This is a genomic window from Pseudomonas sp. GW822-FHT06D10 (genome assembly GCF_058799535.1).
On sequence record NZ_JBXALN010000003.1, the window covers coordinates 1 to 12386 of the forward strand.

Annotated in this window: 14 protein-coding genes; 9 read left to right on the forward strand and 5 right to left on the reverse strand. The window is 60.0% G+C overall.

The features are described from left to right. Window positions 1–112: 112 nt before the first annotated feature. Window positions 113–1312 carry a tyrosine--tRNA ligase gene (tyrS, locus tag AC1RL5_RS09905; RefSeq protein WP_053154182.1) on the reverse strand — a complete coding sequence of 400 codons (1200 nt, stop codon included), beginning with the start codon at window positions 1310–1312 and terminating at the stop codon, window positions 113–115. Window positions 1313–1521: 209 nt separating this feature from the next. Between tyrS and AC1RL5_RS09910 the strand changes: the two genes are divergently transcribed. Further along, complete coding sequence (locus AC1RL5_RS09910; RefSeq protein WP_072451733.1) at window positions 1522–2943, forward strand: peptidoglycan DD-metalloendopeptidase family protein; 1422 nt, start codon at window positions 1522–1524, stop codon at window positions 2941–2943. Window positions 2944–2946: 3 nt separating this feature from the next. After that, a complete protein-coding gene (locus AC1RL5_RS09915) occupies window positions 2947–4038 on the forward strand; it encodes an anhydro-N-acetylmuramic acid kinase (RefSeq protein WP_072451734.1) in 1092 nt (363 codons plus the stop codon). 70 nt (window positions 4039–4108) lie between these two features. On the opposite strand, the gene erpA is transcribed toward AC1RL5_RS09915, so the two are convergent. Together erpA and argC are read right to left on the reverse strand one after the other, a co-directional pair. Then, the gene (gene erpA, locus AC1RL5_RS09920; protein WP_011063789.1) at window positions 4109–4459 is read right to left on the reverse strand and encodes an iron-sulfur cluster insertion protein ErpA; all 351 of its coding nucleotides are present in this window, start codon (window positions 4457–4459) and stop codon (window positions 4109–4111) included. Between the two features lie 168 nt (window positions 4460–4627). Further along, window positions 4628–5662, reverse strand: coding sequence for an N-acetyl-gamma-glutamyl-phosphate reductase (gene argC / locus AC1RL5_RS09925; protein ID WP_072443688.1), 1035 nt, complete (start codon window positions 5660–5662; stop codon window positions 4628–4630). 135 nt (window positions 5663–5797) lie between these two features. Between argC and hemJ the strand changes: the two genes are divergently transcribed. From hemJ to coq7, 6 genes are all read left to right on the forward strand, one after another. Beyond that, entirely contained in the window at window positions 5798–6229 is a 432-nt protein-coding gene (gene hemJ, locus AC1RL5_RS09930) for a protoporphyrinogen oxidase HemJ (RefSeq protein WP_093405097.1), read from the forward strand. A gap of 32 nt (window positions 6230–6261) precedes the next feature. Continuing rightward, window positions 6262–7230, forward strand: coding sequence for an NAD(P)H-dependent flavin oxidoreductase (locus tag AC1RL5_RS09935; RefSeq protein WP_019092762.1), 969 nt, complete (start codon window positions 6262–6264; stop codon window positions 7228–7230). A 96-nt stretch (window positions 7231–7326) separates the two neighbouring features. Continuing rightward, window positions 7327–8241 (forward strand): DUF805 domain-containing protein, encoded by a 915-nt coding sequence (locus tag AC1RL5_RS09940; protein WP_207239556.1) that lies wholly within the window; start codon window positions 7327–7329, stop codon window positions 8239–8241. 62 nt (window positions 8242–8303) lie between these two features. After that, window positions 8304–9092 carry an SDR family NAD(P)-dependent oxidoreductase gene (locus tag AC1RL5_RS09945; RefSeq protein WP_019092760.1) on the forward strand — a complete coding sequence of 263 codons (789 nt, stop codon included), beginning with the start codon at window positions 8304–8306 and terminating at the stop codon, window positions 9090–9092. A 70-nt stretch (window positions 9093–9162) separates the two neighbouring features. After that, the gene (locus AC1RL5_RS09950; RefSeq protein ID WP_016963742.1) at window positions 9163–9501 is read left to right on the forward strand and encodes a histidine triad nucleotide-binding protein; all 339 of its coding nucleotides are present in this window, start codon (window positions 9163–9165) and stop codon (window positions 9499–9501) included. Window positions 9502–9628: 127 nt separating this feature from the next. Continuing rightward, window positions 9629–10276, forward strand: a complete 648-nt coding sequence (coq7, locus tag AC1RL5_RS09955) for a 2-polyprenyl-3-methyl-6-methoxy-1,4-benzoquinone monooxygenase (RefSeq protein ID WP_011063796.1) — start codon at window positions 9629–9631, stop codon at window positions 10274–10276. 72 nt (window positions 10277–10348) lie between these two features. Here the strand turns inward: coq7 and AC1RL5_RS09960 are convergent, their stop codons facing one another. Continuing rightward, window positions 10349–10771, reverse strand: a complete 423-nt coding sequence (locus tag AC1RL5_RS09960) for an OsmC family protein (protein ID WP_009045862.1) — start codon at window positions 10769–10771, stop codon at window positions 10349–10351. 236 nt (window positions 10772–11007) lie between these two features. Here AC1RL5_RS09960 and crp point away from each other — a divergent pair, with 236 nt between their 5' ends. Next, window positions 11008–11652, forward strand: a complete 645-nt coding sequence (crp, locus tag AC1RL5_RS09965; protein WP_011063797.1) for a cAMP-activated global transcriptional regulator CRP — start codon at window positions 11008–11010, stop codon at window positions 11650–11652. Here crp and AC1RL5_RS09970 read toward each other — a convergent pair. Then, a complete protein-coding gene (locus tag AC1RL5_RS09970; protein ID WP_041120061.1) occupies window positions 11649–12350 on the reverse strand; it encodes a lipoate--protein ligase family protein in 702 nt (233 codons plus the stop codon). The genes crp and AC1RL5_RS09970 overlap by 4 nt on opposite strands. Window positions 12351–12386 lie beyond the last annotated feature (36 nt).

Genomic DNA, 12386 nt, shown 5'->3' on the forward strand with positions numbered 1-12386 from the left:
TATCGAAAACTGCGTAACTCGTTGAATCTCAAGGAGTTTTCCGTTTCGACTGCGCCGGAAGTGGGGCGAATTATAGAGAGATATAATTCGCCGTCAACACCTATTTTCAGTTTTATTCGGATTTAAGCGTAATACGTGCAAATGCCTTCTTGCCGGCTTGGCACACATGGGTTGAACCTACTGCATATATATAGGTGCGATCGACAACCTCACCATCCACCCGCACACCACCCGAACCCAGAAGATCCCGAGCCACTGCGGCGTTCTTCACCAGCCCTGCCTTATTAAGGACAGCCGCAATCGGCATATCCTCGGCAGCAACCAGCTCGATTTCCGGCAGATCATCAGGCAGCTCGCCATCTTTCATGCGGTTACCTGCGGCACGGTGAGCATTTGCAGCAGCCTCTTCACCATGGAAGCGCGCAACAATCTCTTCGGCCAGCTTGATCTTGATGTCACGCGGGTTAGCGCCAGCATCTACATCCGCCTTGAATGCATTGATCTCATCCATGGAGCGGAAGCTGAGCAACTCGAAGTAACGCCACATCAACGCATCAGGAATGGACACCAGCTTGCCGTACATCACGCCAGGCGCCTCCTGGATACCGACATAGTTACCCAGAGACTTGGACATCTTCTTGACGCCATCCAACCCTTCGAGCAATGGCATGGTCAGAATGCACTGAGCCTCCTGACCGTAACCGCGCTGCAGCTCACGCCCCATCAGCAGGTTGAACTTCTGGTCGGTACCGCCCAGTTCGACATCGGCGCGCAATGCCACCGAGTCATAGCCTTGCACCAACGGATACAGGAACTCATGAATGGCAATCGGCTGATTGGTCGAATAACGCTTGTCGAAGTCGTCACGCTCGAGCATCCGCGCAACGGTGTACTGGGAAGTTAGACGAATGAAGTCCGCCGGCCCCATCTTGTCCATCCAGGTGGAGTTGAAAGCCACCTCAGTCTTGGCAGGATCAAGAATCTTGAAGACCTGGCTTTTATAGGTCTCTGCGTTTTCCAGGACCTGCTCGCGAGTCAAGGGTGGGCGTGTGGCACTTTTGCCACTGGGATCACCGATCATGCCGGTGAAGTCGCCAATCAGGAAGATTACCTGGTGACCCAAGTCCTGGAACTGACGCAGCTTATTAATAAGTACGGTATGCCCGAGATGCAGATCCGGCGCCGTCGGATCGAAGCCAGCCTTAATGCGCAGCGGTTCGCCGCGCTTGAGCTTCTCGATCAACTCGGACTCGACCAACAACTCTTCCGCACCACGTTTGATCAGCGCTAGCTGCTCTTCAACCGACTTCATAACAGACCCGCAAGGCTCAGATTCAAAAGGGAACCAACCATACAAGATCATGGACTAATTACAAGTTTTGCCCGGCGTACGGGAGCATTCCGAAAGCAGAGTGCCCGCGCCCTTGCGTCACAGATGATTTGGTTATATTTTATACAGTTATTTCATCTTCATCATGTCATTCATCTTTTCCATTTCATCTTTTCAAAGTCAAATTACCTATGACCACCGAACCGTCTAAAGCGCCACCGCTTTATCCGAAGAGCCACCTGCTCGCTGCAAGTGGCATCGCAGCCCTTCTCAGCTTGGCTCTTCTGGTATTTCCATCCAGTGATGTAGAAGCAAAAAAAACGACATTGAGCCTTGATCTGGAAAGCCCGATCGAGCAACTGACACAAGATCAAGACGCCGCATCCACCGAACAAGCCACAAGCGAGGCCGTTGCCTCACCTTTCGCACAGATCGAAAACACCGCCGAAGACACCACGCAAACCGCAGAAACCGCACCTGTGCCTGCTGCCGTGGAGGAGCCAAAAGCCCCCGGCCACAGGGAAGTTCTGGTCACCAAGGGCGACACCCTCTCCACACTCTTTGAAAAGGTTGGCCTGCCAGCCACTTCTGTCCATGAAGTACTGGCCAGCGACAAGCAGGCCAAGCAGTTCTCCCAGCTCAAGCATGGCCAGAAGCTGGAGTTCGAGCTGACGCCTGATGGCCAACTGAACAACCTGCATAGCAAAGTCAGCGACCTGGAAACCATCACCCTGACCAAAGGCCCCAAGGGCTTTATGTTCAGCCGCGTGATCACCAAACCAGTGGTTCGTTCTGCCTATGTCCACGGCGTCATCAACAGCTCGCTTTCGCAGTCTGCCGCCCGCGCCGGGCTGTCCCACAGCCTGACCATGGATATGGCCAACGTTTTCGGCTACGACATCGACTTCGCCCAGGATATTCGCCAGGGTGACGAATTCGACGTGATCTATGAGCAAAAAGTCGCCAACGGCAAGATAGTCGGCACAGGCAATATCCTCTCCGCGCGCTTCACTAACCGCGGCAAGACCTACACCGCAGTGCGCTACACCAACAAACAGGGCTCCAGCAGCTACTACACCGCTGATGGCAACAGCATGCGCAAAGCATTCATCCGTACACCGGTGGATTTCGCTCGCATCAGCTCGCGCTTTTCCATGGGCCGCAAGCACCCGATCCTGAACAAGATCCGTGCCCACAAGGGCGTGGACTATGCCGCGCCACGGGGCACGCCAATCAAGGCTGCCGGTGATGGCAAGGTGTTGCTAGCTGGCCGTCGTGGCGGTTATGGCAATACCGTGATCATCCAGCACGGTAACACCTACCGCACCCTGTACGGCCATATGCAGGGCTTTGCCAAGGGTGTGAAGACTGGCGGCTCGGTGAAACAGGGCCAGGTCATCGGCTATATCGGTACCACCGGACTGTCCACCGGACCGCACCTGCACTATGAGTTCCAGGTCAACGGTGTCCACGTGGATCCGCTGGGCCAGAAGCTGCCCATGGCCGACCCGATCGCCAAGGCCGAACGAGCACGCTTCCTGCAGCAGAGCCAGCCTCTGATGGCCCGGATGGATCAGGAAAAGGCCACGATGCTGGCCTCGAGCAAGCGCTAAGCCATGGGGCTCTATATAGGTGTGATGTCCGGTACCAGCCTTGATGGCCTGGACATCGCCCTGATCGAGCAAAGCCCGGCGCTCAGATTGGTCGCCACTCGCTACATCCCCATGCCCGATACCCTGCGCGCCGAACTCTTGGGTTTGTGCGCCAGTGGCCCCGACGAGATCGCCCGTTCCGCCATCGCCCAACAGCACTGGGTCGAGCTGGCCGCCCAGGGCATCAACCAGCTTCTGCAACAACAGCAACTGCACCCCCAAGACATTCGCGCCATCGGCAGCCACGGACAAACCGTGCGTCATGAGCCAAGCCGCGGGTTCACGGTGCAGATCGGCAACCCGGCCCTGCTCACTGAGCTGACCGGGATCACTGTCGTCAGCGACTTCCGCAGCCGCGACGTGGCGGCGGGCGGGCAAGGCGCGCCGCTGGTTCCGGCCTTTCACGAAGCCCTGTTCGACCAGCGCCCGGGAAACCGCGCCGTGCTGAACGTCGGCGGGTTCAGCAACCTGAGCCTGATCGAAACCGCCAAGCCGGTGGCCGGATTCGACTGTGGCCCGGGCAACGTCCTGCTCGATGCCTGGATCCAGGCCCAACGCGCAGAGAACTTCGACCGCAATGGCCAATGGGCTGCCAGCGGCCAGGTTGATCCGCCCCTACTGCAAGCCCTGCTCAGCGACCCGTTCTTCGCCACCCAAGGCCCGAAGAGCACCGGGCGCGAGGTATTCAATCTTGATTGGCTACAGCGGCATCTGAGGGCACGGGGCGCTATTGCCGCCGAAAACGTGCAGGCTACCCTTCTGGAGCTGACAGCTCTAACCATCGTCGAGTCGCTGCAGAGTGCTCAAAGTGACACCCAGGAGTTGCTGGTGTGCGGCGGCGGCGCGCATAACGCAGCGCTCATGGGCCGCCTGGCAGCCCTCCTCCCGCAAACACGGGTCAGCAGCACTGCGGCGTATGGCGTAGATCCCGACTGGGTAGAGGCTATGGCGTTTGCCTGGCTGGCCCACTGCTGCCTGGAAGGCATCGCTGCCAACCGGCCCAGCGTCACCGGCGCCCGTGGCCTGCGTGTACTAGGCGCCATCTACCCGGCTTGAACAGCAGACAGCAAAACGCCGCAGGATCCCAAGCCCCTGCGGCGTTCGGCGAATGGCTACTGCCGGCTGGTCAGATCGAGAACGACGACCCGCAACCACAGGTAGTGGTGGCATTGGGGTTCTTGATCACGAACCGCGAACCTTCCAGGCCTTCCTGGTAGTCTACTTCAGCACCGGCCAGGTACTGGAAGCTCATCGGATCGACCACCAGGCTCACGCCCTCACGCTCGACGATGGTGTCATCCTCGGCCACTTCCTCATCGAAAGTGAAACCGTACTGAAACCCCGAACAACCGCCGCCCGTAACGAATACGCGCAGCTTCAAGCGATCATTACCCTCTTCATCGACCAGGGTCTTCACCTTGTGCGCTGCACCTTGAGTGAATTGCAAAGCCGTGGGGGTGAAGGATTCAACGCTCATGCTGACTATCTCCCGGCGTTAAGCCGCCATACTGCGTAATGACGCGCATTATCCGCTTCTCCCAGAAAAGCGGTCAACTATTGTTACGGTATATCAATAGTCGTACAGCCACCCGTATAAAGCAGAAAGGCCCGTCAGACGGGCCTTTTTGTTCACGCAAAAACGACGTTAAGGCAGCATGCCCGCGTGGGACAGCCCCAGACGCTCATCCAGGCCGAACAGGATATTGAGGTTCTGCACCGCCTGGCCCGAAGCGCCCTTGACCAGGTTGTCGATGACCGACAGTACCACTACCAGATCACCATCCTGCGGCCGGTGCACGGCAATCCGGCACACGTTGGCACCCCGCACACTGCGGGTCTCCGGATGGCTGCCGGCCGGCATTACATCGACAAACGGCTCATTGGCATAACGCTTCTCGAACAACGCCTGCAGATCCACCGACTTATCCACCACCGTGGAGTAGAGCGTGGAGTGGATACCGCGAATCATCGGCGTCAGGTGTGGTACGAACGTCAGGCCAACTTCCTTGCCTGCTGCCCGGCGCAGGCCCTGACGGATTTCCGGCAAATGACGGTGCCCCTTGACCGCATAGGCCTTCATGCTCTCGGAAGTTTCCGAGTACAGCGACCCGACGCTGGCGCCACGGCCAGCACCGCTGACACCGGATTTGCAGTCGGCGATCAGCCGGGAAGTGTCGGCAAGACCGGCTTCCAGCAGCGGCAGGAAACCGAGCTGGGTTGCGGTTGGATAGCAGCCAGGAACCGCAATCAAACGGGCTTTCTTGATCTGTTCGCGATTGACTTCCGGCAGGCCGTAGACCGCTTCCTCCAGCAATTGAGGGGCACCGTGAGGCTGACCGTACCACTTGGCCCACTCATCGGCATCCTGCAGGCGGAAGTCCGCCGATAGATCGATGACCTTGGTCCCCGCAGCCAGCAGTTCGCCAGCCAGTGCATGCGCCACGCCATGGGGGGTGGCAAAGAACACCACGTCACAGGCACCAAGGGTCTTGATATCCGGCACGCTGAACGCCAGGCCGTCGTAATGGCCACGCAGGTTCGGGTACATGTCGGCAACGGCCAGGCCAGCCTCGGATCGCGAAGTGATGACTTCCACTCGCGCTTGCGGATGCTGTGCCAACAGACGCAGCAGTTCGACACCGGTGTAACCCGTGCCGCCGACGATACCGACCTTGACCATAAACCTGCCCTCAACGAACCCACTGGAAAGCTGCCGATAATAGGGGCGGCGCGCCCCTGCGACAACCGTCAAGGTGACGTGCGGACGCTCTACCCTCTACTATCTTCGCCACCGTGAACCTGGGAATAACTAAAAATGCTCTATCTATGGCTCAAAGCCTTTCATATCGTCAGCGTGGTCTGCTGGTTTGCCGGCCTTTTCTACCTGCCACGCCTGTTCGTTTACCACGCCCAAAGCGAGGACAACATCAGCCGCGAGCGCTTCTGCCTGATGGAACGCAAGCTGTACCGTTTCATCATGGGGCCTGCGATGATCGCGGCACTGATCTTTGGCATCTGGCTGATCAGCCTCAACCCCAGCGCGTATTTCGGCCAGGGCGGCTGGATGCACGCCAAACTGACCCTGGTGGTCATCCTCATCGGCTATCACCACATGTGCGGCGCGCAAGTGAAGCGCTTCGCCCGTGGCGAAAACACCCGCAGCCATGTCTTTTATCGCTGGTTCAATGAAGTACCGGTTCTGATATTGCTGGCTATTGTAATTTTGGTCGTTGTACGGCCGTTCTAACTCTAACTAGTCGCTTCCCTGGGGGTACTCCAATGTCACTGCCCGCTTTGCTCGAACAACGTCTGCGCCTGCCTCTAGTGGCCGCGCCGATGTTTCTGATCTCCAACCCGGAACTGGTCCTGGCCTGCTGTCGCAATGGTGTGGTGGGTAGCTTTCCCGCCCTCAATCAGCGCGAAAGCAGCGGTTTCAAGGCCTGGCTGGAGGAGATCGAAGCGGGCCTGGCCAAGCTGGAGAACCCTGCTCCCTACGCCGTGAACCTGATCGTGCACAACAGCAACCCACGGCTGCAGGCCGACTTGCAGATCTGCATCGAGCACAAGGTACCGATCGTCATCACCAGCCTCGGCGCGGTCAAGGAAGTAGTGGACGCCGTGCACAGCTACGGCGGCCTGGTATTTCATGACGTGACCACCCGCCGGCACGCAGAGAAAGCCGCCGAGGCGGGTGTCGATGGGCTGATCGCCGTCGCAGCCGGAGCGGGTGGCCATGCAGGCACCTGGAGCCCCTTCTCTCTGGTCGCCGAGATCCGCCAGTTCTTCGACAAGACCCTGCTACTGGCCGGCTGCCTGAACCGGGGCCACGAGATTCTTGCCGCCCAGCTGCTTGGCGCCGACCTCGCCTACTTGGGCACCCGCTTTATCGGTACCACCGAAAGCCACGCACCGGATGCCTATAAAGAGATGCTACTCAGCTCTCGAGCCGCCGACATCGTGCATACCGCCGCGGTTTCCGGAGTACCTGCCAGCTTCATGCGCCAAAGCCTGGAGAACGCAGGTTTCGACCTGGCCGCCCTGCAAGGCAAAGGTGAGATCAACTTCGGCTCCAAGCTCAAACCCATCAGCGATGAGGCAAAAGCCTGGAAAACCGTCTGGTCCGCAGGCCAGGGGGTCTGTGAAATCGACGACCTGCCCAGCGTCGACCAATTGATCGCGCGCCTGGACAGCGAATATCAGGCGGCCCAGCAACGCGCCAGCCAACTGAGCAAACGCTGGCCACGTTAACCCGTTCTCATTAGTTTTTTGGCCAGCCGAGGGGCGCTGGCCTTAAACTGTCAGTCTTTTATGTAAACCTTCTTTTCAAGTGACAGGGATGCCCCCATGAGCGAAACCCGCTACAAGATCGTTTTCGACGGCACATTGCTGCCCGGCGTGGAAAAAGCCACTGCCCAACTGAACCTCGCCGAACTGTTCAAAAGCGATGCGGCCGCCGTAGAACGCCTGTTCAGCGGCCAGCAGGTGGAGCTCAAGCGCGACCTGACGCAGGCCGACGCCCAGCGCTATCTGGAAGCATTGAAGAACGCCGGGATCGATGCCCGCATCGAATCCGAGCAGGCCCTGAAGCTGGATCTAGACGCAGTAACCCCCACACCCAGGGCCAGCAGCCTCAGCGAGTCGCCCTATGCGCCCCCGCAAGCCGTAGTAGGCGATGCAATCCCACAATACGCCGCACTCAACGTATTCAGCTTCGAAGGCCGTATCGGTCGCCTGCGCTACCTGGCCTGGACTCTGGTCCTGACGGTGGCCATGCTGGCCGTGGTCGGGGTAGGCGCCTTCTTCGGTATCCTGTCCGCGGCGGTGTTCAATTCCACCCTGCTCACCGGCCTGGGGATTGTCGGCGGTATCGTGGTCTTCATCGGCTTCCTCGTGGTCAGCATTCAGATCAGCGTGCAGCGCCTGCACGATCTCGGCTGGTCGGGCTGGCTGTGGCTGCTGAACTTCGTGCCCATCGTCGGCAGCATCTTCCCTCTGGTGCTGATGGTCAGCCCGGGCAGCAACGTGGCCAACCGCTACGGCGCACCACCACCGCCCAACACCACCGCCGTCAAGGTGCTGTCCTGGATGTGGGTCGTCCTGATCGTCGTGCTGATCGTGGGCATGGTGGCCGGCGGCCTGAGCTCCCTGGAAGATCGCTACAGCGAAACCAGCTACAGCGAAAGCATCGACTCCAGCAGCGCCGATGAAGATGCCGAACCTGCCGATATCGCCGCCCCTGTAGAATCCGAGCAAGAATAAACGCGCCCGAGCCTGCGACCCTCCCCCGTCGCAGGCCGCCGGCCGTTGCGATGGAGAAATGCATGACCCGTTACGCTCTGATCACTGGTGCTTCCAGCGGCATAGGCCTGGCCCTGGCCGAAGCACTGGCCCGGCGCGGCCGTAACTTGATTCTCGTGGCCCGTCAGCGTGATCAGCTGGAATGCATCGCCCTGGAATTGACCCAGCGCTTCGGCGTCGAAGTGCTGTTCCGCGCCTGCGACCTGGGCGAACCACTGCGCCTGTCCGGTTTCCTGCTGGAGCTGGAGGAGGGTGACCGGCAGATCGACCTGCTGGTCAATTGCGCCGGCATCGGCACCAGCGGCCCGTTCCTGGCCCAGGACTGGATGACCGAGCAGGACCTGATCGAGGTCAACATCCTCGCCCTCACCCGCCTGTGTCATGCCCTGGGCAACAGCATGGCGCTGCTGGGCGGCGGGCAGATCCTCAATGTCGCCTCGGTGGCAGCCTTCTATCCCGGCCCCTGGATGAGCAGCTACTACGCCAGCAAGGCCTATGTCCTGCATTTCTCCGAAGGGTTGCGCGAAGAATTGAAGAAGTGCGCGGTGAAGGTCTCGGTACTCTGCCCGGGGCCGACCCGCACCGCATTTTTCCGCACCGCACAAATGGACACCACCAAACTCAAGGACAGCAAGCTGCTCATGAGCCCCGAGGAGGTCGCGCTGTATGCGGTGCGCGCCCTGGAAAAGAACCGCGCCATCATCATTCCCGGACGCCTGAACCGCTGGATGGCCTTCAGCGCCCGCCTGAGTTCACGCTGGCTGACCCGCAAGATCGTCGGTTACGTCAATCGGGCCTACTGCCCACGTTAAGAGTCGGGGCTGGGCGCACCTTGTGCACCTGAGTACACTCGGCCCGGACCAACCCAATGGAGAAACAGCTGTGGATACTCTGTTCACCAAGATCATCAACAGAGAAATACCCGCGAAGATCATCTACGAGGACGACCAGGTTCTGGCCTTCCACGATATTGCCCCGCAAGCGCCGGTGCATTTCCTGGTGATCCCGAAGAAACCCATCCGCACCCTCAACGACCTCACCGAGGACGACAAGGCCCTGGCCGGACACATTCTGTTCACCGCCCAGCGCCTGGCCAAGGAGCAAGGCTGCGAAGACGGCTTCCGGGTCGTCATGAACTGCAACGAGCTGGGTGGGCAGACCGTGTATCACATTCACATGCACGTGCTGGGTCAGCGCCAGATGAACTGGCCGCCGGGCTGATTGCCCGCCCCCCCCCCTTGCGCAGCGCCCTCTCGGACCATCGAGGACGAGGGTGCGCTGATCCAGCGCAGTTTTCGCTCCTTTGATTGGAGTAAACTGGCCGCCGAGATTTCTCCCGGAGATAAGCATGACTACCCAACGTCACTACTCGCCGATCGACCGCCTGCTGTTGCAAGCCGATATGGCGATGCGCACGCTGCTGCCTTTCAGCGGCCAACCTTATCGCCCGTCGCCGGCCATCGTGCAGCCGGAAGCGCAGATGAGTGACGAGGACACCCGGCACGTGGCCGGCCTGATGCGCATCAACCACACCGGGGAAGTCTGCGCCCAGGCGCTGTACCAGGGCCAGGCCCTGACCGCCAAGCTGCCTCAGGTACGCCAGGCCATGGAACATGCCGCCGAAGAAGAAATCGACCACCTGGCCTGGTGCGAACAGCGCATCCGCCAGTTGGGTAGCCACCCGAGCGTGCTCAACCCGCTGTTCTACGGTTTGTCCTTCGGCATCGGCGCCGCGGCAGGCCTGATCAGCGACAAGGTCAGCCTGGGGTTCGTTGCCGCCACCGAAGACCAGGTGTGCAAGCACCTGAACGAGCATCTGGAGCAACTGCCGGCCGAAGACGAAAAGTCCCGAGCGATTCTCGAACAGATGCGCATCGACGAAGAACATCACGCTGAAACCGCGCTCGAAGCCGGCGGGTTCCGCTTCCCGGCGCCGGTGAAATTCGGCATGAGCCTGCTGGCCAAGGTCATGACCAAGAGCACCTACCGGATCTGATTCCAAACCACGGGCATCAAAAAGGGCGCTATCGAAGCGCCCTTTTCTTTTACCGCCAGAATCCGCGCGGGTTCAGCCCAGCTCGACGATTTCGTAATCGTGAGTGATGGCCACACCGGCCGCGCCGAGCATGATCGACGCCGAGCAGTATTTCTCGGCAGACAGCTCGATGGCCCGCTTGACCTGGGCTTCTTTGAGGCCTCGGCCCTTTACCACGAAATGCATGTGGATCTTGGTGAAGACCTTGGGGTCTTCGGTGGCACGCTCGGCATCCAGGAACGCCTCGCAGCTTTCAACCGCCTGGCGCGACTTCTTGAGAATGCTGACCACATCGAAGTTGCTGCAACCGCCCACGCCGAGCAGGAGCATTTCCATAGGGCGAACACCCAGGTTGCGGCCACCGGCTTCCGGCGGGCCATCCATCACCACTACGTGGCCACTGCCCGATTCGCCGAGGAACATGGCTTCGCCAGCCCATTGGATGCGTGCCTTCATCGCCAAGACTCCACTGTTAAAAAAGGGGCGCCAGCTTAGCACAGGGTTTTCCAGCCACAGCGCTTTGACCGTTTGTCCCTCATTACCGGTTTTCGATAAGAAAAATCTTAATTGAGCCAAGGACGTGTCTGTTAAGCTGACGCCAAATGACTGGCGCATCGCCAGCGTTCAACACCTTCGTTTTACGCCCCATAAAAAAAACACCTCATACCGTGCAGTCTTTTCGGGATACAACCATGGTTGCTATTGCCCCCACCCCCAAGATCAAAAATCTCGACAAGTTGCTCATGCACTGTCAACGCCGCCGGTATCAGGCCAAGAGCAACATCATCTGCGCCGGTGATGTGTCCGACAGCCTGTACTTCATCATCAAGGGTTCGGTGACCATCCTCATCGAAGACGATGACGGTCGGGAGATGATCATCGCCTACCTCAATGCCGGAGACTTCTTCGGCGAACTGGGGCTCTTCGAAGAGGCCGGCCATGAGCAGCAGCGCAGCGCCTGGGTGCGCGCCAAGGTAGAGTGCGAGGTTGCCGAGATCAGCTACGCCAAGTTCCGCGAACTGTCGCAGAACGACCCGGACATCCTCTATGTGCTCAGCGGGCAGATCGCCCAGCGCCTGCGCAACACCACGCGCAAGGTCGGCGACCTGGCGTTCTTCGACGTGACCGGGCGGGTGGCCCGCTGCCTGCTGGAGCTGTGCAAGCAACCGGACGCCATGACCCACCCGGATGGCATGCAGATCAAGATCACCCGCCAGGAAATCGGCCGGATCGTCGGTTGTTCACGGGAAATGGTCGGTCGCGTCCTCAAGGATCTGGAAGAACGCAACCTGGTTCACGTCAAGGGCAAGACCATGGTGGTGTTCGGCACCCGCTAATCCGCCAGGAAGCCCTTGAGCATCTGCCGGTACAGGCTCTCCAGCCGCACTAGCGCATCGGGCGCCGCAAAGGCCTCGTGCAGGGCGATATGACTTTCGGCCCGGCAGCGCTGTTCCAGGCCACAGGCCTGATTGAAAGTATTGACCGCGCTCACCATCGAATCGCGTTCGTTATCCAGCAGCAAGGCACCATGCACCAAGCCCACTGGCCGCTGGCCACCCTTGCTCTGACGCCAGCGCTGGGCGGTGCCGACCATCTTGCGTCCGTCCAGGTTGACGTTGAAGCGACCATCGCAGAACGCCCCTTCCACTTCGCCCAATGACGGGTTGCCCCCCAGTTCGCTGAGCAGGTCGCAGATCGGCTGACACAGGCGCCGGTACGCGGTTTCGATCCGGCCCTGATCCCCTTCGCTGCGCGGCGGGGCGTAGACCAGGGCGATGTTCACCGTGGCCGCCGACTGCGGCACCGGCTCGCCGCCGGTTTCGCGCAACAGCACCGGCCAGCCGTTGGCGGCCGACTCCTCGCAGGCCCGTTCAAATCCAGGCAGGCGGCTCAAGCGCCGAGGCATCACCAGCGCCCGGTCACTGGGCTGCCAGAACAGCAGGCCGAACTCTTGTTCACCGGTACACACCAGGGCCAGCAGATCTTGCTCGGCCTGCAGGCCGGCTTCGACAGTCAAGGCAAGGGGTTGAGTCATGGCAGTAGAAATCCTTGGCGATAGGCATGAAAAAGC